28 protein-coding genes, 1 tRNA gene and 1 pseudogene are annotated in these 26403 nt (G+C 70.4%); 22 read left to right on the top strand and 8 right to left on the bottom strand.

From position 1 onward, the window contains the following. Positions 1 to 87: 87 nt before the first annotated feature. Positions 88 to 1596: a PP2C family protein-serine/threonine phosphatase gene (locus tag N5I75_RS27325; RefSeq protein WP_476681600.1), complete on the bottom strand. Its 1509-nt coding sequence runs from the start codon at positions 1594 to 1596 to the stop codon at positions 88 to 90. A 508-nt stretch (positions 1597 to 2104) separates the two neighbouring features. Between N5I75_RS27325 and N5I75_RS27320 the strand changes: the two genes are divergently transcribed. Together N5I75_RS27320 and N5I75_RS27315 are read left to right on the top strand one after the other, a co-directional pair. Then, entirely contained in the window at positions 2105 to 2800 is a 696-nt protein-coding gene (locus tag N5I75_RS27320; RefSeq protein ID WP_476681598.1) for a bifunctional DNA primase/polymerase, read from the top strand. A 56-nt stretch (positions 2801 to 2856) separates the two neighbouring features. Further along, positions 2857 to 3585, top strand: coding sequence for a hypothetical protein (locus N5I75_RS27315; protein ID WP_476681596.1), 729 nt, complete (start codon positions 2857 to 2859; stop codon positions 3583 to 3585). A 215-nt stretch (positions 3586 to 3800) separates the two neighbouring features. Here N5I75_RS27315 and N5I75_RS27310 read toward each other — a convergent pair whose 3' ends face one another. The 3 genes from N5I75_RS27310 to N5I75_RS27300 form a co-directional block, all read right to left on the bottom strand. Continuing rightward, positions 3801 to 4763 carry a DUF5926 family protein gene (locus N5I75_RS27310; protein ID WP_476681595.1) on the bottom strand — a complete coding sequence of 321 codons (963 nt, stop codon included), beginning with the start codon at positions 4761 to 4763 and terminating at the stop codon, positions 3801 to 3803. A gap of 135 nt (positions 4764 to 4898) precedes the next feature. Further along, on the bottom strand, positions 4899 to 5537 hold the full coding sequence (locus N5I75_RS27305; protein WP_476681593.1) for an ATP-binding protein: 639 nt from the start codon (positions 5535 to 5537) through the stop codon (positions 4899 to 4901). Between the two features lie 73 nt (positions 5538 to 5610). After that, on the bottom strand, positions 5611 to 6441 hold the full coding sequence (locus N5I75_RS27300) for a glycerophosphodiester phosphodiesterase (protein ID WP_476681591.1): 831 nt from the start codon (positions 6439 to 6441) through the stop codon (positions 5611 to 5613). A gap of 322 nt (positions 6442 to 6763) precedes the next feature. On the opposite strand from N5I75_RS27300, the gene N5I75_RS27295 reads away from it, so the two are divergent. Together N5I75_RS27295 and N5I75_RS27290 are read left to right on the top strand one after the other, a co-directional pair. Beyond that, a complete protein-coding gene (locus N5I75_RS27295; RefSeq protein ID WP_476681589.1) occupies positions 6764 to 8227 on the top strand; it encodes a S1C family serine protease in 1464 nt (487 codons plus the stop codon). A gap of 73 nt (positions 8228 to 8300) precedes the next feature. Beyond that, positions 8301 to 8385: transfer RNA gene (locus tag N5I75_RS27290), tRNA-Ser, on the top strand. An 865-nt stretch (positions 8386 to 9250) separates the two neighbouring features. Here the strand turns inward: N5I75_RS27290 and N5I75_RS27285 are convergent. Both N5I75_RS27285 and N5I75_RS27280 read right to left on the bottom strand, forming a co-directional pair. Next, entirely contained in the window at positions 9251 to 9814 is a 564-nt protein-coding gene (locus tag N5I75_RS27285) for a GNAT family N-acetyltransferase (RefSeq protein ID WP_476681587.1), read from the bottom strand. Continuing rightward, a complete protein-coding gene (locus tag N5I75_RS27280; RefSeq protein ID WP_476681585.1) occupies positions 9811 to 10584 on the bottom strand; it encodes a GntR family transcriptional regulator in 774 nt (257 codons plus the stop codon). Before N5I75_RS27280 ends, N5I75_RS27285 begins: the two co-directional genes overlap by 4 nt. 157 nt (positions 10585 to 10741) lie before the next feature. On the opposite strand from N5I75_RS27280, the gene N5I75_RS27275 reads away from it, so the two are divergent. The 10 genes from N5I75_RS27275 (at position 10742) to N5I75_RS27230 (ending at position 17018) form a co-directional block, all read left to right on the top strand. Further along, positions 10742 to 11071 carry an SCO3933 family regulatory protein gene (locus N5I75_RS27275; protein ID WP_476681583.1) on the top strand — a complete coding sequence of 110 codons (330 nt, stop codon included), beginning with the start codon at positions 10742 to 10744 and terminating at the stop codon, positions 11069 to 11071. A gap of 3 nt (positions 11072 to 11074) precedes the next feature. Next, entirely contained in the window at positions 11075 to 12412 is a 1338-nt protein-coding gene (locus N5I75_RS27270; protein WP_476681581.1) for an FtsK/SpoIIIE domain-containing protein, read from the top strand. 135 nt (positions 12413 to 12547) lie between these two features. Next, positions 12548 to 13225 carry a DUF2637 domain-containing protein gene (locus tag N5I75_RS27265; protein WP_476681579.1) on the top strand — a complete coding sequence of 226 codons (678 nt, stop codon included), beginning with the start codon at positions 12548 to 12550 and terminating at the stop codon, positions 13223 to 13225. A gap of 15 nt (positions 13226 to 13240) precedes the next feature. Beyond that, positions 13241 to 13429, top strand: a complete 189-nt coding sequence (locus tag N5I75_RS27260; RefSeq protein WP_476681577.1) for a mobile element transfer protein — start codon at positions 13241 to 13243, stop codon at positions 13427 to 13429. A gap of 8 nt (positions 13430 to 13437) precedes the next feature. Further along, a complete protein-coding gene (locus tag N5I75_RS27255; protein WP_476681575.1) occupies positions 13438 to 13593 on the top strand; it encodes a hypothetical protein in 156 nt (51 codons plus the stop codon). A 23-nt stretch (positions 13594 to 13616) separates the two neighbouring features. Continuing rightward, the gene (locus N5I75_RS27250; protein WP_476681571.1) at positions 13617 to 13943 is read left to right on the top strand and encodes a SpdD-like protein; all 327 of its coding nucleotides are present in this window, start codon (positions 13617 to 13619) and stop codon (positions 13941 to 13943) included. Between the two features lie 91 nt (positions 13944 to 14034). Further along, positions 14035 to 14220, top strand: coding sequence for a hypothetical protein (locus N5I75_RS27245; protein ID WP_476681569.1), 186 nt, complete (start codon positions 14035 to 14037; stop codon positions 14218 to 14220). Positions 14221 to 14227: 7 nt separating this feature from the next. Beyond that, positions 14228 to 15628 carry a replication initiator protein RepSA gene (gene repSA, locus N5I75_RS27240; protein ID WP_476681568.1) on the top strand — a complete coding sequence of 467 codons (1401 nt, stop codon included), beginning with the start codon at positions 14228 to 14230 and terminating at the stop codon, positions 15626 to 15628. Positions 15629 to 15630: 2 nt separating this feature from the next. Then, a complete protein-coding gene (locus N5I75_RS27235; RefSeq protein WP_476682334.1) occupies positions 15631 to 15840 on the top strand; it encodes an excisionase family DNA-binding protein in 210 nt (69 codons plus the stop codon). Further along, complete coding sequence (locus N5I75_RS27230) at positions 15840 to 17018, top strand: tyrosine-type recombinase/integrase (RefSeq protein ID WP_476681566.1); 1179 nt, start codon at positions 15840 to 15842, stop codon at positions 17016 to 17018. The genes N5I75_RS27235 and N5I75_RS27230 overlap by 1 nt, the downstream gene beginning before the upstream one ends. Before the next feature lie 158 nt (positions 17019 to 17176). Here the strand turns inward: N5I75_RS27230 and N5I75_RS27225 are convergent, their stop codons facing one another. Further along, the gene (locus tag N5I75_RS27225; protein WP_476681564.1) at positions 17177 to 17590 is read right to left on the bottom strand and encodes an Imm10 family immunity protein; all 414 of its coding nucleotides are present in this window, start codon (positions 17588 to 17590) and stop codon (positions 17177 to 17179) included. Positions 17591 to 17688: 98 nt separating this feature from the next. Between N5I75_RS27225 and N5I75_RS27220 the strand changes: the two genes are divergently transcribed. Beyond that, a complete protein-coding gene (locus N5I75_RS27220) occupies positions 17689 to 18345 on the top strand; it encodes a histone deacetylase (RefSeq protein ID WP_476682332.1) in 657 nt (218 codons plus the stop codon). A gap of 25 nt (positions 18346 to 18370) precedes the next feature. On the opposite strand, the gene N5I75_RS27215 is transcribed toward N5I75_RS27220, so the two are convergent. Further along, positions 18371 to 19264, bottom strand: a complete 894-nt coding sequence (locus N5I75_RS27215) for a bifunctional DNA primase/polymerase (RefSeq protein WP_476681562.1) — start codon at positions 19262 to 19264, stop codon at positions 18371 to 18373. A 363-nt stretch (positions 19265 to 19627) separates the two neighbouring features. Here N5I75_RS27215 and N5I75_RS27210 point away from each other — a divergent pair, with 363 nt between their 5' ends. The 7 genes and pseudogenes from N5I75_RS27210 to N5I75_RS27180 all read left to right on the top strand — a co-directional run bounded on the left by N5I75_RS27210 (position 19628) and on the right by N5I75_RS27180 (position 26191). Continuing rightward, on the top strand, positions 19628 to 19939 hold the full coding sequence (locus N5I75_RS27210) for a hypothetical protein (protein ID WP_476681560.1): 312 nt from the start codon (positions 19628 to 19630) through the stop codon (positions 19937 to 19939). A 251-nt stretch (positions 19940 to 20190) separates the two neighbouring features. After that, the gene (locus N5I75_RS27205; protein WP_476681558.1) at positions 20191 to 21417 is read left to right on the top strand and encodes an acyl-CoA dehydrogenase family protein; all 1227 of its coding nucleotides are present in this window, start codon (positions 20191 to 20193) and stop codon (positions 21415 to 21417) included. 5 nt (positions 21418 to 21422) lie between these two features. Next, entirely contained in the window at positions 21423 to 22487 is a 1065-nt protein-coding gene (locus N5I75_RS27200; RefSeq protein ID WP_476682330.1) for a bifunctional MaoC family dehydratase N-terminal/OB-fold nucleic acid binding domain-containing protein, read from the top strand. A gap of 1 nt (position 22488) precedes the next feature. Then, a pseudogene (locus tag N5I75_RS27195) lies at positions 22489 to 23558 on the top strand (acyl-CoA dehydrogenase family protein). Further along, positions 23555 to 24001: a MaoC family dehydratase gene (locus N5I75_RS27190; RefSeq protein WP_476681556.1), complete on the top strand. Its 447-nt coding sequence runs from the start codon at positions 23555 to 23557 to the stop codon at positions 23999 to 24001. Before N5I75_RS27195 ends, N5I75_RS27190 begins: the two are co-directional and overlap by 4 nt. Further along, complete coding sequence (locus N5I75_RS27185; RefSeq protein WP_476681554.1) at positions 23998 to 25164, top strand: lipid-transfer protein; 1167 nt, start codon at positions 23998 to 24000, stop codon at positions 25162 to 25164. Before N5I75_RS27190 ends, N5I75_RS27185 begins: the two co-directional genes overlap by 4 nt. A 67-nt stretch (positions 25165 to 25231) precedes the next feature. Then, positions 25232 to 26191: a DUF1906 domain-containing protein gene (locus tag N5I75_RS27180; RefSeq protein ID WP_476681552.1), complete on the top strand. Its 960-nt coding sequence runs from the start codon at positions 25232 to 25234 to the stop codon at positions 26189 to 26191. Positions 26192 to 26403: the final 212 nt, after the last annotated feature.

Here is a 26403-nt window from a genome sequence, read left to right as displayed (position 1 = left end):
AGATATGGCAGTGGACCCCCTCCATCGTACGAGCGTACGGAAGGGGGTCCAGGGCCGGAGGGCCTCTTACCGAGCGTGCGGGGGCGCCTACGCGAAACGGGCCGCGAGGAGCACCACGTCCTCGTCGCTGTCGGCCGTGTCGAGGCCGTCCGGGAGCATCGTGCGCAGCACATGGTCGGCAAGGGCGCCCGGGTCCTCGCGGAGCGCCTTGGGGACGCCCGCGGCGGCCGCGTGCAGCCGGGCGAAGGCGCGGTCCATGGGATCGCCGGTGCGGTGCAGAAGACCGTCCGTGTAGAACAGCACCGTCTCGCCCGGCTCCGGCGCGATCTCCGCACTCGGCGCCTCCCAGCAGGCGAGCATGCCGAGCGGCGCGGACAGCGTCGTCTCCGCGAACTCGGTGCGGCGCTCCCCGATCACCAGCGGCGGGCTGTGCCCGGCGCCCGCCAGGACGAGCTTGCGCTGCGCGGGCTCGCAGTAGGCGAACAGGGCGGTCGCGCTGCGCGCCGGCTCGGTGAGGCGCAACAGAAGCTCGAGGTCGGACAGGACCGCGACCGGGTCCTCCCCCTCCATCACCGCGTACGCCCGCAAGGAGGCGCGCAGGCGCCCCATCGCGGCGACCGCGCTCGCGCCGGAGCCCGTGACCGAACCGACGGCAAGGCCGAGCGCCCCCTCGGGCAGCGGCAGCGCGTCGTACCAGTCGCCGCCGCCGCGCGGTCCGGTCCGGTGCCGTACGGCGAGCTGGACACCCGGGACGCGGGGCAGCCGCGCGGGCAGCAGTTCGTCGGAGAGTGTGCGTGCCCACGCGCGCGTGCGCTCGGTCTCCAGCAGGCGGGCCAGGTGCTCGGTCGCGTAGCGCGCGTACAGACCGATGAGATGGCGCCGGCGTTCGGTGGGCGCCGCGGGCTCGTCGTAGAACCAGACGGCCGCGCCGAGCCGGCCCGTGGCGTCGGTGGCGAGCGGCAGCGCGTAGCTCGCCGCGCAGCCGAGGCGCGCGGCGACATCGCGCAGGCGGGGGTCGAGCCCCTCCTCCGCGAACAGATCGGCGCGCGTCTCGTCCTGCATGCTGAACCCGTCGAGGATGCGCCCGTACGAGGTCGCGCCGCGCGGCACTGTCTCGAGGTGGCCGAGGTCGGGGCGGGAGAGGCCGAAGCCGACGGTGGTGTCGGGGCCGAGTCCGTCGCCCGGCTCCAGGACGGCGAGGCCGCGCCGGGCGCCCACCAGGACGGCTCCGGCGCGCAGGAGTTCGCGGAGTGCCTCGTCGAGTGCGCCGGAGCGGGCCAGCCGTTCCGTGAGTTCGTGCAGTGTCGTGAGGTCGGAGACCCAGCCCGCGAGCCGGTCCTGGATCACGGCTCCTGGGGCGGGGGGTGCGGCAGCGGCGGGTGCCACCGCGGGTGCGGGCGCGACAGTGTGGGCAGGAGGGGGAACCTGTCCAGGAGAGGAATCGATTCCGGCCACTTTCGGCAGACGCGGGGTTGTCATGGCTTCCGGCTTTCCGACCGGCGCGTATTGCTCAATAGCATCGCAAACCCCCATGTTGTTCTGCGCCGCCAGCAATGTCTCCACATCTACACGCACTGGAGAGGGGATGTCCAGCATTGTCCTGCGGGGATTCCCGGTGTCCCTGGTGCCCGTGTGGTTTCTGCGATATTGAGATCTCGGTTCTCCCTCATGATCAATTCACGATCGAGATCGTTCCAAGTTGGCCAGAAACCGACTCGGTGAACAGGGCACTAAGGTCGACTGGCATCGTTCGACGGAGCGTCATAGCGGTCATGGTGGGTACGTACTCGGTGAAGACCAGGGGCAGTTGGGATCCACCCGGAACCTGGTGCCGGACCCGGGCGTCATAGCCATCGACGACCGAGCTCCATCCTCCCGTGGGGGAGGCGCCGAAAAGTACGCGGGACGGCAAAACGCCAGGCGCCGCCACCCCACGCCAGGCTTATGAAGGACCCAGTAGGCGCTCGGACTATAGGGGTTGTCCCCGGGCCGGCAGCCAAGGCTGAGGTCAAGCGCTCCAGCACGTACGCACGGTGACTGTTCGACACATGGTGTGATGTGGCCCACAGCGTTCTCTTCGGTCAACGGAAAGGAACGAGCGCTCATGCGCGAGATCCCCGGAAGGCGACGCAGGATCCTGTCCAGGCGGGACAGCGGGAAGTCTGACCTGACCAGCGCGGCCCTCACGTTCGCGACGGAATGGCAGTGGCCGGTGCTGCCGGGCATAGCTCTCGCGGCGGCGGGACGCCGCGACGGCGTCCGGTGCGCGTGTCCCGACCCTGAGTGCACGGTGCCCGGCGCCCACCCCTTCGACCCGGGACTGCTCGCAGCGACGACCGACGCGCGCATGGTGCGCTGGTGGTGGACCAACCGGCCCGACGCCCCTGTCATCCTCGCCACCGGAGCCCCTTCCGGGACGGCCGGAGGGCGCGCGCCGTGCGCCGTGAGCCTGCCCGCTGTCGCGGGCGCCCGCGCGCTGGCGGCGCTCGACCGCGCCGACGTCCGGCTCGGTCCGGTGATCGCCACCCCGGAGCGGATCGCGATCCTCGTCGCGCCCTACTCCATGGAACAGCTCGGCGAGCTGCTCTACGCCCAGGACTTCGTGCCCGGCTCCCTGCGCTTCCACGGCGAGGGCGGCTACCTCGCCCTGCCGCCGTCCGTCACGGGCGCGGGCCAGGTCCGCTGGGAGCGTGCGCCCCTGCCCGGCTCGGCGGCGCCCTGGACACCCGACGTGGAGGCCGTGGTCGACGCGGTCGTCGAGGCTCTCACTCGTACGGGTGTGAGCGCGCCCGAGTTGTAGCGGTATCGGGCGCGCTGCGGACCGCCGTGACGGGGGTGCGCCGCTATGTTCGGCGCATGTCTGCCGCGCCCCCGCCCCTGAAGATTCCCGAGGCTGAGCGCGAGCGCGCGCAGGAGAAACCCGCGTCGCGCCTCCGGCTGTTCGGCCTGGTCGCCGGAGTGGTGCTCATCGCCGCGCTGCCCCTGGCGGGCGCGTCCGCGGGGCCCACGGACGGCGGGCCGGAGCGGCTGCCCGCACCGAAGGCGGAGTCCGTACCGAAGGCCGAGTCGGCGTCGAAGGCCGAGTCCGCGCCGGACGGGGCGGTGGACGGCGCGGCGGACAAGGTGGACGACAAGGCGGGCCCCGCTGCGAGTGCCCGCCCGGCGAGCGACCCCGCCGACGGTGAGTCCGGGGTTCAGGCCGACCCTGCGGCCCCCTCCTTGCTGACCGGCCTCGGTCTGGCCGCCGCCGCGCAATGCGGCCCGCAGCTCACCTCGCCCGAGGGCATCGAGGCCCAGACCTGCGTGCTGCGCCAGGCGAAGGAGACCTGGGCGCGCACGTACTACCGGAACACGACGGGTGAAGGCCTCAACGCCGTGCTGACCCTGATGGCGCCCGACGGGCGTACGGTGCGCATCACCTGCGCGGTGGGCGCCGAGGACGAGCCGGGGATGTGCGAGACGCCGCGGGGACGGACCCGGGCGGAGCCCGCGCGGTACGCCGCTGTGGCCGAATACGCGGCAGACGGCGAGGGCCCGCTGCTGCTTCGGTCCGGAACCAACTCGGCGCCCGCATACGGACGTTGAGGTTCCCAGGGCGACGCGGGTATGAAAGCGCCCGGTTGCTGGCGACGGGGGATGCACCAGCAACCGGGCTACTTGAACGGTAACAAGAGATCGGCAGTTTACAAATTCGATCTCTTCTATTCGGACATGGATTTACCTGCAACTACCGGGAGTTGTGACCGGAGTCACCCGTTCCGGTGAGGCCGTCCCGGGAGGCTGGGGCCGGGCCCCGCGCGTCAGCTCAGCGTCACCTGTCGGTTGGTGAGGCCCCCACGCGCGCGGCGCTCGTCCGCGGTCAGCGGCGCGTCCGTGGCCAGGGCGGCGGCCAGTCGCTCGGCGAACTCGGCGGCCGGCTTCTCTACGTCCTCCGCCTTCACGGAGCTCGGCAGGTCCCACACCGGAACCGTCAGGCCGTGCGCCCGGAAGGAACCGACGAGACGCGTGCCCTCGCCGAGCGAGGACGTGCCGGCCGCGTGCAGACGCGCGAGCGCGTCGAGGAGCTTCTCCTCGGCGTGCGGCATGACCCAGCGCAGGTGGTTCTTGTCCGGCGTCTCGCACCAGTAGGCGCTGTCCACGCCGGTGAGCTTGACGGTCGGGATGGCCGCGGCGTTGGCCCGCTCCAGGGAGGCGGCGACCTCGCCCGACGCGTTCTCCGAGTCCGGCACCCAGAACTCGAAGCCCGAGTGCACGACCGGCTCGAAAGCGCCGTTCGCGTCGAGCAGGTCCTGCAGACGCGGGCCGTCGGCGGGCGCGCGGCGCGCGCGTACGGGGTTGCCCGGCTCGGTGGTCAGCGCGCGCTGCAGGGTGTCCGCCAGGTCGCGGCTGATGTCGCCCGACGGCGTGTCGTTCTGCAGACCGAGCAGGACCGAGCCGTCGTCACGGCGCAGCGCGGGCCACGCCATGGGCAGCACGGTCGCGAGGGTGACCGACGGAACGCCCTCGGGCAGGGCGTCCTTCAGGGGCAGCTCGACCGTCGCCGCGGGGACCAGCTCACGCAGCGCGACCCAGTCGCCCTCGCCCGGCAGGCCCTCGAAGGGGCGCTGCACCAGCTCGGTCACCGCGTGCGCGGCGTCCCGGCCGTGGCAGGCCTTGTAGCGGCGGCCGCTGCCGCAGGGGCAGGGCTCGCGGGCACCGACGACCGGGATCTCTCCACTGGTGACTTGCGGCTTGCCCTTGGTCTGCGGGCGCTTCTTGGCCATCTTGGACGTCTCCCGGATACGGCTTTCCTAGGTACGGGCGCGAGCCTAGCCGCTCGTACCGACACCGGGGGACGCGCTCCGGGCCGCCGCGCCCGGCCCGGCTCCCCGGGCTCCGGGGAGGGCTCGCGACAGTGCTCAGTTCAACTCGTCGAAGGCGTCGGCGAAATCCAGGCCGACCAGGTCCGCGGCGGGCGGTGAGGTGATGCGGGCGGCGAAGTCGTCGCGGCGGTGCGCCGACGTCTCCGCGTGCACGTCCTTGTGCACGACCACCCAGACGGTCACTTCGCCGTGCGCGTCGTCGCGCACACCCCAGTCGTCGGCCAGGGCCGTGATGATGTTGAGTCCGCGGCCACCGCGCGCGGTCACCGACGGAGTGGCCGGAACCGGGCGGGTCGGGCCGCCCCCGTCCGTCACCTCGACCGTGAGCCGGCCCCGGTCGTCCACCTCCCAGGCGACGCGTACGTCCCCGTCCCCCGCCATGTCGTCGCCCAGCGGTCTGCCGTGCCGGCAGGCATTGCTGAGCAGTTCGGAAAGGATCAGAACCGCATCGTCGACGATCGACTCCGGTACTCCGCCGCATCGCAGCTGATCACGCATCCGGTGTCGTGCTTCACCCACGCCCGCAGGGCCATGGGGTACGGCCATGCACGACGACGCGGGCACCTCCTGTGCCACCACCAACGCCACCCCCGAGACCTCCTTTGCCCCACGCCACGGTGTGGATGCCCCAATGGACTGGACCGGAAACCGGCCAAACGGCCCTCGGTGGCGCACTCGAAACGATCGAACACGGAGCGAACGCGCCGGGGCACTCCCTGTGATGATCGTCGGTGAAGGTGGCCGGAAATCACCCCCGGCCGAGGTGCTTGAGGACCGCCGCCGGCCGGTTGGTGATGATCGCGTCCACCCCGAGGCGCACGCAGAGGTCGACGTCCTCGGGTTCGTTCACCGTCCACACGTGAACCTGGTGCCCCGCGCGCGTGAGCTTCTCGATGTACGCGGGATGGCTGCGCACGATCCGGATGCCGGGACCCGCGATCCGCACGCCCTGGGGCAGCCGCCCCTCGCGGTGGCGGGGCGAGACGAACTGCATCAGATAGACGGTCGGCAGGGTCGGTGACGCCTCCTGGACACGCAACAAGGAGCGGGCCGAAAAACTCATCACGCGCACGCGCGAGGGCTCGTCCGGCGACGGCGCGTCCAGGCCGAATCGCTTGAGCAGGAGCAGCAGCCGCTCCTCGACCTGCCCCGCCCACCTGGTGGGGTGCTTGGTCTCGATGGCCAGCTCGACACGGCGCCCCGCGTCCACGACCAGTTCGAGCAGCCGCTCCAGGGTCAGTACGGAGGTGTCGGCCGCGTTCCCCGCCCAGTCGGGGCTCTCCTCCAGCTCCCCGCCCCCCTTGAGGTCCTTGAGGTCCTTCCAGGAGCCGAAGTCGAGGGCGGCCAGATCGGCGAGCTCCAGGGCGGAGACGGCTCCGCGACCGTTCGACGTACGGTTGACGCGCCGGTCGTGCACGCAGACGAGGTGGCCGTCCGCCGTGAGCCGTACGTCGCACTCGAGGGCATCGGCACCGTCCTCGATCGCCTTCTTGTACGCGGCCAGCGTGTGCTCGGGGGCGTCCTGCGAGGCACCGCGGTGGGCGACGACCTGGATGTGTTGCTGTCGTGCGTGGGTCACCGCGTCATGGTGCCACCGCGCGCGCGGGCAGCGAGAAAGTTCGGCCTAGCGGATGCGTCCGTTTCGCCCGGCATAAAGGATGGCAGCGGACGCACAGGAACGCCTTATGGTGCCCTGACGGCCGGTGGGAAAAGCTGAGCGCGTACAACTGCACAACTGGCCATACAACTGGTTCGTGACAGGACCATGCCGGTAAGACGGGTGACAGTGGCCGCCCGAGCGCCGCTGTGAAGACCGTACGAGACCGGGCGGAGCGGCGCTCAAGGACGAGCGCCGACCCAGCCGACCGGCGACGACAGCCGTGGATCGAGGAGAGAAAGCTGTGAGCACCGAGAACGAGGGCACTGCGGTCCCCCCGGCCCCGTCCGCACCTCCCGTGCCGGTGGACGCTCCCGCTGCTCCCGCCGCACAGACCCCGCCCGCGCCGGGGCAGACGCCGCCTGGTGCCGAGGGCGCGCGGTACGACGAAACAGCGCACCAGGGCGTGACGCCGCCCGTGGGGCACGAGGCGCCCGGCGCCGAGGCCGGTGCGCCCGCCCCCGGGCCCGCGCCCGCCGGTGACTGGCCCCCGCCGCCCCCGGCGGTCCCGTCGTACGCGGGCGGTGGCGGCGGCAACCACACCTGGGGCGCCTCCTACCAGCCGCCGCAGCCCAAGCCGGGCGGCCGGCGCGGTGGGCTGCTCGCGGGGGTCGTCGCGGCGGCCCTGATCGCGGGAGCCGTCGGCGGTGGCGTCGGCTACTGGGCCGCGGAGCGCGACGACAGCGCGGGCACCGGCTCGACGACCGTCTCCGCCTCCAACCCCGCGGACCTCAAGCGCGACCCCGGCACGGTCGCCAACATCGCGGCCAAGGCGTTGCCCAGCACGGTCACCATCGAGGCCGAGGGCAACAACGGCGAGGGCGGCACCGGTACCGGCTTCGTGTACGACAAGCAGGGCCACATCCTCACCAACAACCACGTGGTGGCGGAGGCCGTCGACGGCGGCAAGCTGTCGGCCACGTTTTCGAACGGCAAGAAGTACGACGCCGAGGTCATCGGCAATGCGCAGGGGTACGACGTCGCGGTCATCAAGCTGAAGAACGCGCCGAGCGACCTCAAGCCCCTCACGCTCGGCAACTCCGACAAGGTGGCCGTCGGCGACTCGACGATCGCCATCGGCGCGCCCTTCGGCCTGTCGAACACGGTGACCACGGGCATCATCTCGGCGAAGGACCGCCCCGTCGCCTCGAGCGACGGCTCGGGCAGCAGCAAGGCGTCGTACATGAGCGCCCTGCAGACCGACGCCTCGATCAACCCGGGCAACTCCGGCGGACCGCTCCTCGACGGGAACGGCAGCGTGATCGGCATCAACTCCGCGATCCAGTCCGCGTCCAGCGGTGGCCTCGGCGGCGGCTCGGGCCAGGCCGGTTCGATCGGCCTCGGCTTCGCCATCCCGATCAACCAGGCCAAGATGGTCGCCACGCAGCTCATCAAGACCGGCCAGCCGGTCTACCCGGTGATCGGCGCCTCGGTCTCCCTCGAGGAGGGCACCGGCGGCGCGAAGATCACCGAGCAGGGCGCGAGCGGCTCGGCGGCGGTCACGGCGAACGGCCCGGCGGACAAGGCGGGCCTGAAGCCCGGCGACGTCATCACCAAGCTGGACGACTCCGTGATCGACTCCGGCCCGACCCTGATCGGCCAGATCTGGACGCACAAGCCGGGCGACACCGTGAAGCTCACGTACACGCGTGGCGGCCAGGAGCGCACCACCAACGTGACGCTGGGCGAACGCAAGGGCGACAGCTGACCGACCCCGCCCCCCGACCCGCTACCCTGGTCCCGCGCCACCACATCGCCGTCCAACGGCTCCGGGGGCGCGGGGTGGGTTGCCCGAGCGGCCTAAGGGAACGGTCTTGAAAACCGTCGTGGCGCGAGTCACCGTGGGTTCAAATCCCACACCCACCGCGCATGTTGGAGGCCCCTGACCAGGAACATTGGTCGGGGGCCTTCGCCATGCTGGCTGGCCGGTGGTGACCGTGATTCCCCGTTGGTTCCCGGTCTATCGGGCACGGATGGGGCACGCGGTTGTCACGGGTGGAGGTCTGGACCGCTCGTGAGAATTCGAGCGCAAGATGCCTGCCGCGCGGCTGACGATAGGTGGGTTTCGCGCATCTTGAGGTACAGCTCACTCATGTGTAGATGGAACGAAGCCTGCCGGATCTCGGCTGCGGCGAGGTGCCGATTGGATTGGCTCAAGCAGTGTGCGGCACGTAGTGCTGCGAAAGTGCTCCTGGCGTTCGCCACTAACGGGCCGTCTGTGGCGTCGTTCTGGGAAGGTTCCATAACTGGAAGGTACCCGCGCGTGCGCGGACTGCTCCTCCCCCAGCCCACCACCTTCCCCAGCTCCCATCCCGTCCGCCGTCGACCCACACGCATGTGGAGCGGGCGTGGTTCAGGGGCGTCAAGGTGGAGCGCGCCACTGTACGAACGACCTTGACGCCCCTGGGCCGCGTCTGCTCGGCTCTGCCTGGGTCGACGGTGGACGGGATGGGAGCCCCCCACGCTTGCCACGATGCGCCCGCGGTCGGGAATGGCGCCCCCTCCCCCCGGTGTCGGCCGATCCCCCGCCGGAGGCATGTCCTTGACCGAGGGCCGCGCATGTCGGGTGCTCGACTCATGCCCTCGGGCCCACCCACATGAAGGGCGGGCGTCGGCGCAGCGGGGCGGAGCGGGCCGAAGGCAGGAGCGGCAGCCCCAGCGGAGCCGGGAAGCCCGCCCGGCGGAGCGGAGCGCAGCCGGGGCTTGATGAGGTAGAGAAACTCGTAACAGCTCACGCGGCCATGGGCTGAGGGCTTGGCGTCTGGTCGGTGAGGCCGTGTTCGGCTTCCCGGGTGGGACGTTGGGCGAGCCATCCCGAGACGCGTGGGCCTCCATTCACGGCGCCGCCGTGGAGAACGGTTCGCACATGCCGGAAGCCTTGGCCCAAGTAGTAGCGCTGGAGCGGCTCGTTGGTCGTCCAAGCGTCGAGACGAATCCACTTGGCCCCAGCGCGGTACGCGCGGTCACCTGCCCAGTCCAGCAACCGCCCGCCCCAGTTCTGCCCCGCGTAATCACGAGAGACCGTCAGCTTGTTGACGAACAACGACGGCTCCGCCAACTCCTCCTCCGTCCACAATCCCTCCTCCGCTTCGGGGGTGAGGGTGATGGTCCCGGCGGTCCTCTCCCCGTCCCGCAGCATGAAGACGGTTCCCTGCTCGATGGTCTTCAGCAGGCGGTCGGCGGGATATGGACGGCTCCACTGGTCGATGCCGAGACGGCCGATCCAAGCGGCGGCTTCCTGACGGAAGGCGAGAAGGTGATCAAGGTCCGCAGGGGTCGCGCTGGTGATGTTCACTGAGGCTCGTTCTCGTCTCGGCCGGACAGGTCGCCGATCTCGTAGTTCATGCGGTTGAGGTCACCGCGCATGGTCGTGATCGTGCACCGGATCGGGCGGTCGCTGGAGTACCCGGTCCGGGTCCAGAGCAGGACGGGGACGCCTGCGCCGATCTCCAAGAGCCGAGCCTCTTCCGGCGTGGGCATCCGGGTTGAGATCTCATCCCGATACCCGATCTGCTCTGTCCCCAGGCTTGTGAGGTAGCGCGTCGTGCCCTCTGCGATGTCGCCGGGTTCGGCAAGCCGTGGGGCCTCCGCGAGGAGCCAGTCCGGGTAGTGCGTGGCCTGGGTGGACCAAGGAACGTCGTCGACAAAACGGTGGCAGAACCGCAGTACCGAGCGCGAACCGGTCTCGATCTTCAAGCGCTCGGCGACGTACTGAGGTGTGGTCGTCATCTCGACGCGGAAAGTCTGGTGGGGGCGTCGACCGGCGTTCGATACGTCGGTGGAGTAGGCGTCACCGTTCTGCGGGAACGTCAGGTTCTCGAAGCGCGAGGCATTCAGCTCGAACACCTCATGTCGGCGCACCTCGTAGCCGAGTCCCTGGCTCGACGAGATGAGCCCCTGGCCCACCAGCACACTCAAGCCCGACCGGACGGTGTTGCGGGACGCGTCGAACCTGGCCGCGAGCTCGGCCTCGGACGGCAGTCTGCAGCCGGGGCCGTACGTGCCGTTGTCGATCTCACGACGTAGCGCGTCCGCCACCTGTTGGTACTTCGGCTGCTTGCTCATGGGTCCATCATGACGCACTCACCCAACTTGTTGGTACATGTTCGCGTGAAGTGCTTGACGTCTCACTCCCGGTACTCCAGTCTCATGGGTGTCAGCTTGTACCAACAAGTTGAGCAAGAGGTCCAAAAGGGCCAGCTCTGAACTCAAGGGGACAGCTATGCCTTCCTTCAAGATCGACCTTCAGACCGCCGTGGTGTTCGTGGCGACTCCGCCGACGCCGAAGCTGGTGAACCAGAAGACGGGCGAGCGGGCCATGGACCGGGAGACGAACGCGCCGCTGTCGACGGTGGGCCTGTTGGTCTCGGACGAGGGTGAGGGCAACCTCTACCAGGTGACCGTGCCGGAGACGGGCATCCCGGAGGGCCTGGCGCCGGGCATGCCGGTGAAGGTGACCGGGCTGAAGGCGCGCGACTGGGAGAACGAGTTCAACGGCCAGAAGCGCCACGGCATCTCCTTCCGCGCGATCGCGCTCACTGCGGGGGTCTGAGCCGTGGCTGACCTGACCCTGTGGCTGGAGGCGACTGGGGCCTTAACGGCGGCCGGTGGCGTCGGCTACGCGAAGGTGAGGGCGCCGCGCGTGTACTGGGCGACGGTGGGTCTGCCGCTGGCCTGGGGCCGATTCGCGTTCTCCTACCGGAACACGATGGACGTGTGTGGGCTGACGGTGCAGCCGTCCGGTCTGCGGGCGTTCATGTCGCGCCGGGTCGCTCGCGGTGAGGTCCGGCCGGTTCCGCCGAAGATCCGCCGGGTGCGGGGCACCTCGACCGGGCTTCGGGTCACGCTGCGGCTTCCCGCCGGTCTGGAGCCCGCCGACCTGGCTGCGGCCTCCGAGCGGCTCCGGCACGCCTGGGGCGTCCACTCCGTCCACGTGATCGCCACCAAGCCGGGATACGTGGAACTCCGGATGACCGGGCATGACCTGCTGCGGCGGGTGCGGATGCCGCGCAAGAGCGCCCCGCAGGATCTCGTGGTGCCGGTCGCGCTGCGGGATGACGGCACGGCGTATACGCGGGACTACCGCGAGATCCCGCACGCGCTGACCCTGGGCGCGAACCAGTCGGGCAAGTCCATGTATCAGCGCAACCTGATCAAGGGGCTGGCACAACTGCCGGTCGCGCTGGTCGGCGTCGACTGCAAGCGTGGGGTTGAGCAGTCCCGTTACGCCCCTCGGTTGTCCGCGCTGGCGATGAACCCGGACGATGCCGCGTCGCTGGTCGATGTGCTGGTGGCGGAGATGGAGGACCGCTTTGATCTGCTGGCTAAGCATGGCTGCTCGGACCTGTGGGAGCTGCCTGGGCGTCTGCGTCCCGCGCCGATAGTGGTCCTTGTCGACGAGATCGCGGAGTTGTTCCTGATCTCCTCGAAGAAGGATGAAGAGCGTCGCGAGCGCATCGTGACCGGCCTGATCCGGCTCGCTCAGCTTTCCCGCGCGGTCGGGATCTACCTGGAAATCTGCGGGCAGCGCTTCGGCTCCGAGCTGGGCAGGGGCGCGACCATGCTCCGCGCCCAGCTCACCGGCCGAGTGGTGCACCGCGTCAACGACAAGCAGACCGCCGAGATGGGTCTGAGCGACGTGGCCCCGGAGTCGGTTCCGGCGGCGTGCACGATTCCCGCCGACCGCCCCGGGCAGGCTGTCGCCGCTGATGCCTCCGGCGGCTGGGGCCGCATCCGTACCCCGCTGACCTCGGCGGACGACACGGTGGCCGTGTGCCGCGCCTTCGCGCACATGATCCCGAACCTTCCGGCCTTGGAGCCGTTCCGCCCGGCCGCTCCGCTGTCCGGCGTGATCATCCCGCCCATGCCGAAACAGGCCCCGGCGACTCCCTGAACCTCCTCGCACTCCGGTCGGCGTGACCGCCTCGCGCCAGCTCCATACCCCGCCGTGTCTGCATTCGCCGGAGCCGGGGCGGTCGGAGAGTCCTTCCGCCCCGCTCGGCCCGACCCTCGCTAGGAGGTGGTGACGGTGAACCGCTCGGTCCGTCCGGACGCCGTACTCGTCCAAGCCGTGATCGCCGGAGCCCTGTCCTTCTCGCACCTGCACGACCTGGCCGAAGCCGCCGGGCAGTCCGGCTGGAAGGCGTGGGCCTACCCGATCAGCGTCGACCTGCTGCTGGTCGCAGCTTGGCGGCGCCTGCGCACCGCTCGCCGTGACCGCGCGGCCTGGGCCTGGTTCGTGATCGCCCTGTTCGCCTCGCTCGGCGCCAACATCGCCACCGCCGGGCTCCTCGACCTGAACGCCGTTCCGGCCTGGCTGCGCATCGTCGTCGCCGGATGGCCCGCGCTCGCCTTCCTCGGCGGCACGCTCCTCGTCCACACTCCCGCCGAGACCGCCCCGGACCCGGAGCCGATGGAGCAGAAACCTTCGGCCGATCTGCATCGCGCCGATGACGGAGTACCGGAACTCGACTCGGGCCCGGAGCGCACCGAACCGGCTGTGGAACTACCCGCGACCGATCCGGCTCCGGAGCCCGCGCCGGTCCCGGCGAACGTCCCGCCGGCACTCCTGGACCACGCCCGGAAGCTCGCCGACCACCACCGCGCGACCACCGGCACCGCGCTGCCGGTCGACAACTTGCGCGCTCAACTCGGGCTGCCCGCAACGGTCGTCGAGTCCATCGCCGCTCACCTTCAACTCGCCTGAAAGGAAGAACCGCCCATGACCGCCTACCGGCGCTTCCGCAACGTCCGCCGCCTCGGCCCCGTGCAGGTCGCCACCTTCCACGACGGTCGGGGCCGCGAGCGCCACACCGCCGCTTGCACCGCCCCGCGCTGCGACTTCTCCGTCGAGTACGACAACCGCTCGGCCGCCGAACTCGCCGCCCGCACCCACCGCTGCTCGGCCTAGGAGATCTCGTGGACGTTCCGCTCTGGCTCGCCGTGATCGTCGTCGGAGTCCTCGGCATCAAGCTCGCCCGTCCGCCGATCTGGCTCGTGATCCTGCTCCTGCTCGGCGGCTACCTGATCGCCGAAAGCTTCCTCGGCCCCACCGTCGGCTCTCTCATCAACTGACCGACCTGGAAGGAGTACCACCCGTGTTCACACCGAAGATCCCGGTCAACGACCAGCCCACCGGCCAGATCATCCCGCTCAACACCACCGCCGTGGACGGCCACGCACACACTCCGGCCGCCTGCTCCTGCCAGCACCCGGCGCCTGCCCCGGCCACCACCAACCGGCCCTCCGTCCAGCTCACCCCCGGCTCGCTCTTGCTGGTGGTCGGCGGCGGCACCACGGCCGTCCTCGTCGTCGGCGCCGTGCTGGTCTCCATGCTCCTGGCCGTCGCGATCACCGCGGGCTCGCTCGCCATCGTCGCGCTCGTCGTCCGCTCGCTCATCAACAGCGAGACCAAGCGCCACTGACCGGCCCCGGAGCGGCTTCAACCGCCAAGTTTCGCCCGCTCCGGAGCCGTGCCTCCTGCCCGAACCAAAGAATCCGGAAGGAAGAACCATCATGGCCCAGCCCACCCCCGCCCGCGCGCGGATCTGCCGCGACTGTGACGGTTTCCCGGCCGTCGCGATCACCACCGGCCTGCGCAACCGGGACGGCTCCCGCCAGACCCTCACCGCCACCTGCCCCACGTGCAAGGGCCACGGCCACACCGCCTCGGCCGCCGCCGTCATCCACGTGGGGCGGTGACACAGAGATGATCGACACCGCCACCATGGCGGGCCTGGACCCGGCCACCCTCGCCGACGTGCTGAGGGTGGCCGGGTCTCCCGGCTTCGACCGCATCCAGGACCAGATCAAGCGCACGGGCGGCTGCTCCAACCCGATCCACCTGAACGGCAGCACCGTCACCCGTGACCGCACCACCGGCCAGGTCCTCTACGCGTACTCGACCGACACCGAGCCCGGCGGCCTACTCCGGGTCGCCTGCGGCAACCGCCGCGCCTCGCGCTGCCCGTCCTGCGCCTGGACCTACGCGGGCGACACCTACCACCTGATCCGTGCCGGACTTGTCGGCGACCCGGCCAAGGGCACCCCGCCCGCCGTCCGTGACCACCCCCGCGTCTTCGCCACCCTCACCGCTCCGTCCTTCGGCCCGGTCCACAACCGGCCCGACACCCGCCCCTGCCGCTGCGGCACCCGCCACCCCGAGAACGCGCCCGAGCTGGGCACCCCGCTCGACCCGGAGACGTACGACTACGCGGGCGCAGTGCTGTGGAACAACCACGCCTCCGAGCTGTGGCGCTACTTCACGATCTACCTGCGCCGTGAGATCGCCGCCCGCGCGGGCCTGACCCAAAAGGCTGCCCGCGAGCAGTCCCGGGTGTCCTTCGGCAAGGTCGCCGAGTACCAGAAGCGCGGCGCCATCCACTTCCACGCTGTGATCCGCTTCGACGGACCCGAAGGCGCTGACACCCCGCCCCCGCACTGGGCGACGCTGCAGCTGCTCACCGACGCGATCCACGCCGCTGCGGCCCGGGTCCGCGTCGACCTTGACGCCTCCGGCGACCACCCGGCCCGGGTGCTGTGCTGGGGGGACCGCCTCGACGTGCGCCCGATCAAGGCGTTCGGGGACGGCTCCGAGATCACCGAACAGGCCGTGGCCTCCTATGTCGCCAAGTACGCCACCAAGGCTGCGGAGACCACCGGCACGGTTGACCGGCCGGTCGGCAACAAGGAGGCGCTTGTCCTCCTCAACGTGCCCGACCATCCCCGGCGCCTGATCGAAGCATGCTTGTACCTGCACGCCGTCTATCCGGACCGCAAGCTTCGCGACTGGGCTCACATGCTCGGCTTCCGGGGCCACTTCTCCACCAAATCTCGCCGCTACTCCACCACCCTCGGCGCGCTGCGCCAGGTCCGCGCTGACTACCGCGCCGCCCAGCACCGCGCCGCCCTCGGCCTGCCCGACCCGGACGAAATCCCGGAAGAGACCACGCTCACCCTCGCCCACTGGGTCTATGCCGGCCACGGCCACACTCCCGGCGAAAGCTGGCTCGCCGCCAACATCCGCCGCGACATCGAGCAGAACCGCCAGCTCGCCCGCGAGGAAAGCGCCGCGCAACAAGACGTACCGGCCGGAGAGGGGGCGTGGTGACCATGGAACGCCTGCTGACCGTGCAGCAAGCCGCCGAAGCGCTCGGCACCGGGGTGCGCTTCCCACGTCGCCTCATCGAGGAGCGACGGATCACCTTCGTGAAGGTCGGCCGTCACGTCCGCATCCCCGAGCGGGCTCTCGTGTCCTTCATCGAGGCCAACACCGTGCAGCCGGTAGAGCTGCGGTCCACGGGCTACAGGAGGGCCGCGTAATGCCGGGGAAGCGTAGGTCACGACGGAACTTCGGTCGCGTGCGGAAGCTGCCCTCTGGACGGTTTCAGGCCCGCTATCCGGGGCCTGACGGGGTGCTGCGACCGGCTGACCGCACCTTCGCCACGACCACGGACGCTGACCGCTGGCTGGCCAAGAAGCGCATTGAGATCGAAGACGGGCGTTGGCTGGACCCGGCTGAGGGACAGACGACCGTGCGGGACTGGTCGGCTCGCTGGCTCGCCGCCGTGTCACCGCAGCTCAAGCACAAGACGCAGGCGACCTACCGGTCTTTGATCAATTCGCTGATCGTGCCCGCGCTCGGCGACCGCGAGCTGTCCAGCCTCCGGCCGATCGCTGTCACGGAGTGGATCGGGGACATGAGGACTCGGGGTCTCAGCGCGTCTCGTATCCGGCAGGCGTACCGAGTGCTCTCACAGATCATGCGTTCGGCCGTCGACAACGACATGATCGCTCAGACGCCGTGCCGGGGTGTGCGCCTGCCTCGGATGCCGCAGACGGAGCCCCACATCCTGACACCCCTGGAAGCGTCTCGGATCGTGCGCGGCGCCGACCAGCCGCATGACCTCCTGATCGCGTTGCTCGCGTACGCAGGCCTCCGGGTCGGTGAGGCGTTTGCGCTCCGGCGTGCTGACATCGACGTGGCGGGCGGCCTGGTCCTCGTTGACGAGAACCTCGCCGAAGCCAACGGCAAGCTGGTCTTCGACACCCCGAAGTCTCATCAGAAGCGACTGCTGCGGATCGGCCCCTCGCTCGCCAAGAAGCTCTCCACGCACCTGGACAGCCTTCCTGGCGGGGACGACGCGCTCCTGTTCACCACGCCCGCGGGCAAGCCCCTGCGCTACAACCAGTGGCGTAAGGCGTACTTCGACCCTGCGGTCACCGCCGCTGGCCTCGCCGACGTGACCCCTCACGACCTGCGGGCCTCGCACGGGACGTGGGTCGCCGACCGCTACGGCGTCATGACGGCCGCGCATCGCTTGGGACACTCGAACGCGAGCGTCACGACCCGGCACTATGCCCGTCCGGTGGCCGGTCGCGATGATCAGGTGGCAGAGGCTGCCGACTCCTGGTTGAGCGGGCACGAGAGCGACGATGGGGCACGTAGAGGGCACGATGACGACGACGACGGCTCCGCTGGCGCGCTCGTACCCGTCTGATCTGCGGCGGAGATCTCGTCGCCCGTAATCGACGAGAGATCTTGAAAACCGTCGTGGCGCGAGTCACCGTGGGTTCAAATCCCACACCCACCGCGCAGGTTGAAGGCCCCTGACCAGGCACATCGGTCGGGGGCCTTCGCCATGCCCGCCTGGCCTCGCTACGTACTGACCCGGCGGGGGCGGGCTTCTGGGCGTCCGTATTGCAGGATGCGCGGCAGGACCGCGCGCAGGCGTGCCAGGTCCTCCGCCGGGGCGTGGAGCAGCGCCTCGACGACGGGGTCGGTCAGTCCGAGGTCGTCCAGCGACTCAGGGCGCAGGGTCACACGCAGCACGCTGTCGTCCAGTCGCACTTCCTGTACGCAGCCATAGGCGGTGCCTTGGTCAGGTGTGACGAGGCAATGCGTGTCCATGCCCAAGGACACTTCCTGCGCGTCGGGCTCGTCGAAGTCGCACATGAACAGCAGCGAGAACGCGTCCTCGTCGTCCGACTCTGCTACGCCTGCCATCAGGCAGTCGTCCACGTCGGGATCGTCGAGCCCGCATGCGGTCAGCGCCCTGAACCTGTAGGTCATGCAGGTGTTCTAGCACTGAGGTCTGACAGGGAGCGGGCACAGTTCAGGGTGAGACGCGGCAGGAGCAGGTGCGTAGCGTGAGGAGGGTTTCCTTGGGTATCGACCCTGTCTTGGGTCGTGCCGGTGGTCGTGTCGAGCGGGTCTGGTATGCCTCGTACGGGTCGAACATGCACTTGGAGCGGCTTGCCGCGTACATCCGGGGCGGGCGGCCGGTCGGGGCCGGGCGGGTGTATCCCGGTTGTCGCGACACCGCCATGCCGGCCCGCTCCCTGCCGGTGGAGTTGCCTGGTGGGCTGTACTTCGCGACGGAGTCTCCGGTGTGGGGAGGGGGACGCGCGTTCTACGACCCTGGGATGACGGGGCGCGTGCTCGCAGTGGCGCACCTGGTGACGGCGGAGCAATTCGCCGATATTGCCGCGCAGGAGATGTACCGGGAGCCGGGTACGGACCTCGACCTGTCCGGAGCGATGGCGAGCGGCCGCGCGGTGCTGGGTGCAGGGCGGTACGAGACGCTGGTGTGCGCGGGCCGCATTGACGGCGTGCCCGTACTGACGTTCACCGCGCCTTGGGGCCTGAACGACGTCCCCTGGGTCGCGCCGTCCAGCGCCTACCTGCGCTTCCTCGCAACTGGCCTCCTTGCCGCGGAGGCATGGACGGCCGCCGGGATCGCGAGTTACCTCGCCGCTTGCCCGGGTGCGGCTGGGACCTGGTCGCAGGCGCGCGTGACCGATCTGCTGCGCACCGGCATGGGCTGAACAGCGGAGGTCCAGGCGACAGGTACTACCTGCCCGCCGTCAGTCGCGCCGCCGAGGCGATCGTGGAGCGGGCCTCCCGGTCCGTCAGGCCGGTGCGGATCGCGGCGTCCACCAGGGACTCGGTGAGGGTGGCGCCGAGGCCGCTCTCGTAGGCGCGGCAGGCCGCCCAGAAGAGGCGGGTGTTGCGTTGCCCCTCATGGGCGCCGAGGACGAACTGGACGAGGCCCAGGCCGTGCTGCCCCGGTCGGCCGGAGTCCGGGTACTGCGGGCGTGGCGGCGGCGTGAGCAGCCGCAGGAGTGTCGGCGGACAGGGTGCGGGCGGCAGATGAGCGGTGCCCGGCACGGTCGCGTAGACGCCGTGTTCGGTACGGGAGCCGGGGCCGACCAGATAGCCGCCGGCACCGCGGATGTCGATGCCCGGGGCGAGGCGGCCCGCGGAGTTGGGCACGACGACGTGCGGCGGGCCGGCCAGCCACAGGTGGCGTCCACCGCTCGGCGTGGCCACGACCACCGTGTCCGGGATCGTGAAGAGATGTCGTAAGGCCAGCTCACGCAGGGAGGCGGAGGAGTTGGTGCCGGTCTTGGTGTCCAGGTCGACGCCGATCAGGTGGTGCGGCGGAAGGCCGCAGGCGATGCCGTACCCGCTCGCCCTGGGCGCGGCGGCGAACAGCGCGCGGATGCGGCGCGGATCGGTCGTCGCGTCGTACACGCCATGCCCCGCGAGGCCGCACTCCCCATGGCAGCGCGGCGCCGTCGGGGGATCGTTGCGGTGCGGCGAGGGCAGCGCCGGCAGTTTGGTGCGGGAGAGCGGGAAGACGGCGAACCCGCGCGCGGCGGCGGACAGGGCGTGCGCGAGCGCGAGAGTCGCGGGGGACGCGGTCGGGACGTAGGGCGGGGAGTGCCGGTCGGTCGGAGCCATAGCCTTATTTTCGTACGAGTGTTCGAAGAAGGGAAGCCGGGTGGGCCGGTCGAAGGTCTATTCGCCAAAAATGTGCCGAAACGCTTCCTCGCATGGGGCGTCTGGGCCGTGATCACCCGCGTGGAGGCGTGCCCGGTGAAATGCCGCTATGTAGGACGCAAGCAGGTTTATCGACATGTCCTCACGCTTGCGAGGGAAAAGCGATGAACGGGGTGGTTCGGTGGAGATCCGGTGGGCAACTCTGGTCTCGCGACGTCGTGCACATCACCGGGGCGGTCGGCCAACTGACCCGGAGCTTCCCGTACTTACCGGGTGCCGGATATCCGTCCGCGCCCCGGAGTACCGCCCTTCTGGAGGAAAAACATGGCTTCCATCCGTACCGCTCGCGTTCTCGCCACCGTCGCCGCCCTGCCCCTCGCCGCAGCCCTGTGCACCGGGGTGGCGACGGCCGACAACGGCTCGTTCGCGGACGACGGATCGAACGCGGGGGTGGCGACGGTCACCGGCAGCGGGGTCGGACACAACAACAACGGCAACTCGTCCACCACACAGCAGCAGGCGGTCGGCAACGGCGCCTCGAACCAGAACAACAGCGCGCAGGTCAACGGCTCCGGGTTCACGGCCATCGAGCAGACCAACGCGCACTACGTGGTGAATTTCTCCAACCTCTGGTGAGCTGACGGCCCCTGTCGGCAGGGGTCTTCCTCGGGGTGCGTGACAGTCTGCGCGGCGGTGCTTCGGCGCCGCCGCGCAGGCGTGTGACGGGGGCCTGGCGCAGGCGTGTGACGGGGGCGTGGCGCAGGCGTGTGACGGGGGCGTGGCGCGCGGTGCGTCACCGATGCGCGGTTCTACGCCTTGACACTCGAACAACATCTGACGGACAGTCAGCAAACCTTGTCGGTACGAGGTCCGGGAGGGCCGCCACCGTGCACCTCGCCCCCACCGAGCGCCAGCACGCGCTGCGCGCCGAACTGCGCGCCCACTTCCTTAGGTTGATGCCGCAGGGCCCGCCTCCGGCCGATAATCCCGCCGCGCAACGCCGAGTGCTGCGGCGCCTGGGGGCGGAGGGGCTCCTGGGACTCGGCTGGCCGGTCGGGTACGGCGGCCAGGGGCGCGGCCCCGACGAACAGTTCGTGTTCTTCGACGAGGCGTACCGCGCGGGCGCACCGGTCTCCATGGTCACGCTGAACACGGTCGGTCCTACCTTGATGAGGTACGGGACCGAGGAGCAGAAGGCCTACTTCCTGCCCCGGATCCTCAGCGGTGACCTGGTCTTCGCGATCGGCTACAGCGAGCCGTCGGCCGGGACCGACCTCGCCGCGCTGCGGACGCGGGCGGTGCGCGACGACGGCACGGGCGACTGGCTCGTACACGGCCAGAAGATCTTCACCTCGAACGCGCAGAACGCCGACTGGATCTGGCTCGCCTGCCGCACCGACCCCGAGGCCCCCAAGCACCGGGGCATCTCGATCATCCTCGTACCGACCGACGCGCCGGGTTTCTCGTGGACTCCGATCGACACGGTCGGAGGACAGACGACGACGGCAACGTACTACGACGGGATCCGGGTCCCCGGCGGACATCTGGTCGGTGAGGAGAACGGCGGCTGGGAGCTGATCACCAACCAGCTCAATCACGAACGGGTGGCGCTCGCCGCGATCGGAATGCAGGCCGAGGACTTCTACGACCAGGTCCTGGCCGCGGCCCGCAAGCCCGATCCGGTGACGGGTGAGCGCCGCGTTGACGCTCCGTGGGTCCGGTCTCAGCTCGCCGAGGCACATGCCCGGCTGGCGGCATCGCGCCTGCTCAGTTGGCGTTTGGTGGGGGATGTCGGAGCGGGTCGGCTGAGTCCTGGAGACGCCAGCGGCGTGAAGTTCGCCGGAACCGAATCGGCGGTCGAGGTGTACCAGATCTGTCAGCGGGTCGCGGGTGAGGTCGGGTGGCTGCGGAGGGGGTCGCCCGGGGCGTTCGGGGAGTTCGGGGCGGGCGGCGGTGCGTACGCGGCGGGCGGTGACGCCCGTGCGGTGGGGGACGGGGAGCTTGAGCGGATGAATCGGGCGGCGCAGATCAACACGTTCGGGGGCGGGGTGAGCGAGGTGCAGCGGGAGATCGTGGCCACGATGCGGCTCGGGATGAAGAGGGGAAAGCGGTGAGCGGCATGGCGGCGGAGGCGGAGCAGAAGACGTTGCCCTACGAGGGGTTGCGGGCGTTCGAGGGGCTCGCCGCCGCCACGGCCGGCGAAGGCAGGGATCCGGTCAATGCGCCGATGATCCGGCACTGGTGCGAGGCCATGGGCGACACCAATCCGGCGTACGAGGGGCCCGACGCCATAGCGCCGCCGACGATGCTGCAGGCCTGGACGATGGTGGGGCTGTCCGGGTACGCGGGGCGTACGGGGGCCTACGACGATCTGCTCGCGCTCCTCGACGGCGCCGGGTACACCTCGGTGGTCGCCACCGACTGTGAGCAGGAGTATCTGCGTCCGTTGCGGCCCGGTGACGTGATCAGCTTCGACGCGGTGATCGAGTCGGTGTCTCCGCTCAAGAAGACGAGGCTGGGGGCGGGGCACTTCGTCACGACGCGGATGGATGTCCGGGCGGGAGGGGATCTCGCCGGGACACATCGCTTTCGGATCTTGAAGTACGCGCCATTGCCGGGGCGGCCGAAGGGGGACTCTCCGCAGGCGGAGGCGGAGGCGGAGGCGGAGGCGGAGGCGGAGGCGGAGGCGGCTTCGGCTTCGGCTTCCGCACCAGCATCAGCACCGGAATCAGGGACCGTCTCGGGTTCAGCGACGGCATCCGCGTCTATGCCGAAGGCCGCGCGCCCCCGTCCAGTCGTGAACCGGGACAACGCGGGCTTCTGGGAAGGCGTGGACGCCCACCGGTTGCTCATCCAGCGTTGCGGCGACTGCTCCGCACTACGTTTCCCCTGGCTGCCAGGGTGCAACGGGTGCGGCAGCCAGGAGTGGGACACGGTCCGGGCGAGCGGGGAGGGCACGGTCTTCAGCTACGTCGTCATGCACCACCCGCCGTTTCCTGCCTTCGATCCGCCGTACGCGGTGGGCCTGGTCGAGCTGGCCGAGGGTGTGCGCATGGTCAGCAATGTCGTCGGGGTGCCCGCCGAGAAGGTCCGCATCGGCATGCCGGTGCGGCTCGAGTTCCTGAGCGTGGACGCGGAGTACGAGCTGCCCGTGTTCCGGGCGATCGAGGGAGGGGAGGCGTGAGATGGACTTCACCCCGACCACGGAGCAGGCGGCGGCCCAGGAGCTGGCCGGGCAGATCTTCGGCGACCTCTCCACACCGGAGCGGCTCGCGCGTCTCGGCGGCGCCACGGACAGCGAGCTGTGGAAGGCGCTGACCGAGGCCGGCCTGATCGGCGCAGTGGAGGAGACGGGCTGCCGATGCTGCTGGAGGAGCAGGGCCGAACGACGGCACAGGTCCCGTTCGCCGTCCACTGTGTGTACGGGCTGCTCGCGGTGGCCGCCCACGGAAGCGACGAACAGCGGCGGCGACTGCTGCCGGGTCTGCGGGACGGCTCGGCGGTGGCGACCGGAGCCTTTCCCGGGCGCACCGATGTCGAGGTGAGCGCTGCTGACGGGGCAGGGCGTGCGCGGTTGACCGGGGTCGTGCCGTGGGTGCCCTGGTCACGGGACGCGACGCACGTGCTGGTGGCAGCACGGGACGGCACCCCACCCGCTGCTCACAGCCTGTGGATGACGCGGGCGGCGGACACGGTCTGCGAGCCGGTCGAGCTCACCGCACCGTGGTCCGCCGGGCGGCTCGTCCTCGACGGGGCGGTGGCCGAGCGGGTCGGCGGCCCCGAAGCGTACGAGGACGTGCGGGCGGCGGCGCGGACGGCGTTCGCCGGGCTGCAGGCAGGGGTGTGTGCCGGGTCTCTGGCCAGAGCCGTGGCGCACACGAACCAGCGGGAGCAGTTCGGCCGGCCCCTCGCCGCCAAGCAGGGCGTGCAACTTCGAGCCGCGGAAGCGCACATGGATGTCGAGGCCATACGGGTCACCGCGTACGAGGCGGCCTGGCGGCACGACGAGGGGCTCGCTTACCGGAGCCATGCGCTGACCGCGTCCTGGTGGGCGTCCGAGGGCGGGCGGCGCGTCGTGCACACGGGGCAGCATCTGCACGGCGGGGCGGGCGCCGATCTCAATCACCCGGTGCACCGGCACTTCCTGTGGGGGCGGCAGCTGGACGGGTATCTCGGCGGAGGCCCAGAGGTTCTGGAGGAGCTGGGCGGGTTGCTCGCCGCGCCGGACGTGCGGACGGGAGGGGAGCGCGTATGAGCGAGAACAAGGTGCCGGATGCGCTGTTCAAGCCGGGCGCCAAGCTGCCGCCGCTGGAGATTCCGATCACCCGGACACTGATCGTCGCCGGCGCGATCGCCTCCCGCGATTACCAGGACGTGCACCACGACGCGGAGCTTGCCCGCCAGAAGGGCTCACCCGACATCTTCATGAACATCCTCACGACGAACGGGCTGGTAGGTCGCTACATCACCGACCACTTCGGACCGACGGCTGTGCTGAGGAAGGTGGCGATACGCCTTGGGGTGCCCAATTACCCGGGGGACACGATGGTGTTGACGGGGATGGTCACGGAGGTCCTGGAAACAGACACGGTCCACGTGGCAGTCACCGGCAAGAACCGCCTCGGTAACCATGTCACCGGCACCGTGACCGTCACCGTGCCCGTCGCGGCGCCGGAAGCCGAGGGGAGTCCGGCATGAGTGTGCGTGGCAGAGACCGGCTGGGCGGCAAGGCGGCTGTCGTCGGGATCGGGGCGACCGAGTTCTCCAAGGAATCCGGGCGCAGTGAGCTGAAGCTCGCGGTGGAGGCGGTGCACGCGGCGCTGGAGGACGCGGGCCTCTCCTCCGCCGACGTGGACGGCCTGGTCACCTTCACCATGGACACCAGTCCGGAGATCACCGTGGCTCAGGCGACGGGGATGGGGGAGCTGTCCTTCTTCTCGCGGGTGAACTACGGCGGTGGCGCGGCCTGCGCGACGGTGCAGCAGGCGGCGCTGGCGGTCGCCGCGGGCGTGGCCGAGGTGGTGGTCTGTTACCGGGCGTTCAATGAGCGATCGGGCAGACGGTTCGGCTCGGGGGTGCAGCATCGGGAACCGTCGGCGGAGGGCACGGCGCTCGGCTGGAACCTGCCGTTCGGGCTGCTCACGCCGGCGTCCTGGGTGGCGATGGCGGCGCAGCGGTATCTGCACACGTTCGGGCTGACCCCGGAGGCGTTCGGCCACGTCGCGGTGGTGGACCGCATGTACGCGGCGACGAATCCTGCCGCGTACTTCCACGGTAAGCCGATCACTCTCGCCGATCATGCGGCGTCGCGCTGGATCGTCGAGCCGTTGAGGTTGCTCGACTGTTGCCAGGAGACGGATGGGGGGCAGGCGATCGTCGTCACCAGCGTCGAGCGGGCCCGCGATCTGCGGCACGCGCCCGTCGTGATCGCCGCTGCGGCGCAGGGCGCGGGCCGGGCGCAGGAGCAGATGACCAGTTTCTACCGGGACGACCTGACGGGGTTGCCCGAGATGGGCGTGGTGGCCGGGCAGCTGTGGCGGACGGCCGGGATGGGGCCGGGTGACGTGGACGTCGGGATCCTCTACGACCACTTCACACCGTTCGTGCTGATGCAGTTGGAGGAGTTCGGGTTCTGCGGGCCCGGTGAGGCGGCCGGGTTCGTGGCGGAGAGGCGGTTGCCGATCAATACGCACGGCGGTCAGTTGGGAGAGGCCTATCTGCACGGGATGAACGGGATAGCGGAGGGGGTGCGGCAACTGCGAGGCACCGCCGTGAACCAGATGGCCGATGCGGCGACGGCTCTGGTCACCGCGGGCACTGGCGTCCCCACATCGGGTCTGATTCTGCGGGCGTACGGCTGAACGAGTCGCGTGTTCCTGTCCCGTGTGCGGGAGCGGCCCCTTCACTCGGTCCATGGATCGGCAAAAGATGATCATTGGACTGGTGGGGCTCGCTCTGAGCCTCGGCGCACTGCCCGCGACCGCTGCGGGCAGAGCACCGACGGCCACCGCTGCGGACAAGGCGCCGGCGGCCACCGCCGCGGACAGAGCGCCGACGGTCACCGCTGCGGACAAGGCGCCGACGGCCGCCGCCGCGGACAAGGCGCCGACGGTCACCGCGACACAGGAAGGCGCGGAGTCAGGCGCGGAGTCCGGTCGTTGGGGCCCCGAGGTGCGTACCTTCACCGGCTGGGCGTTCGATGTGTGCAGGGCGCCGTCGCTGGACAGCATGTGGCGCTGGCGGGCGTCGAACTACAAGGCGCTGGGGGTCTACTTCGGCGGCCGGGGGCGGGCGTGCAAGCACCAGCCGGCGCTGAACCGGACGTGGACGCGGCAGGTGGACTCCATGGGCTGGGGGATGTTGCCGGTGTATGTGGGATCGCAGTCGCCCTGCGTCGGGGCGCAGCACAAGAAGGGGGTGGTCATCGGGAAGTACCCGTGGCGGCAGGGGGCGCAGGAGGCGCGGGACGCGGTGCGCAGGGCGGCGGCGCTCGGCATCACGCGATACAGCCCGCTCTATCTGGACATGGAGGCCTACAACTACCGGAAGCGGGAGTGTGCGCACACGACGCTGGCTTTCGTGCGGGCCTGGAACAGGGAGGTGCGACGGTACGGGTACGTTCCGGGGTTCTACAGCAGCGCCGACTCGGGGGTGCGGCACATGGAGATCGCACGGCGGGCCGGGGTGCGGGATCTGCCGTCGGTGATGTGGTTCGCCCGCTGGCACAGGAAACCGCACCTGTACCAGGAGCCCTCGCTGTGGAAGTACGCGTGGCATCCGCAGCGCAGGATCCACCAGTACGCGGGGAACGTGAAGGAGCGGCACGGCGGCCGCACGATGGTGATCGACCGGAACCTGGTGAGCGCCCCGGTGGCGCGGATCGGGTGAGAGGGAGGTGACCGCGCCGCTGTCATGAGCGTGCGCTGCGTCAACAAGGGCGCGCTCGTGGACGTACGCTCGGAGTGCGGTTCTCGGGCTGAACCCTCAGGGGTCCTCACCCCCTCCTCCACCTTCAGGAGGTGGGGATACCACCCCTCGTACAACCTGAGGCGGACGCGGCTTCGGGACCTCCGGCCGATCCGTAGGGGTGGGGGCCGCTC

This window comes from Streptomyces sp. R818, from assembly GCF_056172735.1.
The sequence above is the reverse complement of the archived record's forward strand: the minus strand, read 5'-3'. Positions and strand labels throughout refer to the sequence as shown.

Excerpts from the sequence above, each read along its gene's own strand:
- N5I75_RS27325 (WP_476681600.1), bottom strand. The coding sequence starts at position 1,596 with ATGCTGGACATCCCCTCTCCAGTGCGTGTAGATGTGGAGACATTGCTG.
- N5I75_RS27320 (WP_476681598.1), top strand. The coding sequence starts at position 2,105 with ATGCGCGAGATCCCCGGAAGGCGACGCAGGATCCTGTCCAGGCGGGAC.
- N5I75_RS27315 (WP_476681596.1), top strand. The coding sequence starts at position 2,857 with ATGTCTGCCGCGCCCCCGCCCCTGAAGATTCCCGAGGCTGAGCGCGAG.
- N5I75_RS27310 (WP_476681595.1), bottom strand. The coding sequence starts at position 4,763 with ATGGCCAAGAAGCGCCCGCAGACCAAGGGCAAGCCGCAAGTCACCAGT.
- N5I75_RS27280 (WP_476681585.1), bottom strand. The coding sequence starts at position 10,584 with ATGAGCAAGCAGCCGAAGTACCAACAGGTGGCGGACGCGCTACGTCGT.
- N5I75_RS27275 (WP_476681583.1), top strand. The coding sequence starts at position 10,742 with ATGCCTTCCTTCAAGATCGACCTTCAGACCGCCGTGGTGTTCGTGGCG.
- N5I75_RS27260 (WP_476681577.1), top strand. The coding sequence starts at position 13,241 with ATGACCGCCTACCGGCGCTTCCGCAACGTCCGCCGCCTCGGCCCCGTG.
- N5I75_RS27245 (WP_476681569.1), top strand. The coding sequence starts at position 14,035 with ATGGCCCAGCCCACCCCCGCCCGCGCGCGGATCTGCCGCGACTGTGAC.
- repSA (WP_476681568.1), top strand. The coding sequence starts at position 14,228 with ATGATCGACACCGCCACCATGGCGGGCCTGGACCCGGCCACCCTCGCC.
- N5I75_RS27235 (WP_476682334.1), top strand. The coding sequence starts at position 15,631 with ATGGAACGCCTGCTGACCGTGCAGCAAGCCGCCGAAGCGCTCGGCACC.
- N5I75_RS27230 (WP_476681566.1), top strand. The coding sequence starts at position 15,840 with ATGCCGGGGAAGCGTAGGTCACGACGGAACTTCGGTCGCGTGCGGAAG.
- N5I75_RS27225 (WP_476681564.1), bottom strand. The coding sequence starts at position 17,590 with ATGACCTACAGGTTCAGGGCGCTGACCGCATGCGGGCTCGACGATCCC.
- N5I75_RS27215 (WP_476681562.1), bottom strand. The coding sequence starts at position 19,264 with ATGGCTCCGACCGACCGGCACTCCCCGCCCTACGTCCCGACCGCGTCC.
- N5I75_RS27210 (WP_476681560.1), top strand. The coding sequence starts at position 19,628 with ATGGCTTCCATCCGTACCGCTCGCGTTCTCGCCACCGTCGCCGCCCTG.
- N5I75_RS27200 (WP_476682330.1), top strand. The coding sequence starts at position 21,423 with ATGGCGGCGGAGGCGGAGCAGAAGACGTTGCCCTACGAGGGGTTGCGG.
- N5I75_RS27190 (WP_476681556.1), top strand. The coding sequence starts at position 23,555 with ATGAGCGAGAACAAGGTGCCGGATGCGCTGTTCAAGCCGGGCGCCAAG.
- N5I75_RS27185 (WP_476681554.1), top strand. The coding sequence starts at position 23,998 with ATGAGTGTGCGTGGCAGAGACCGGCTGGGCGGCAAGGCGGCTGTCGTC.
- N5I75_RS27180 (WP_476681552.1), top strand. The coding sequence starts at position 25,232 with ATGATCATTGGACTGGTGGGGCTCGCTCTGAGCCTCGGCGCACTGCCC.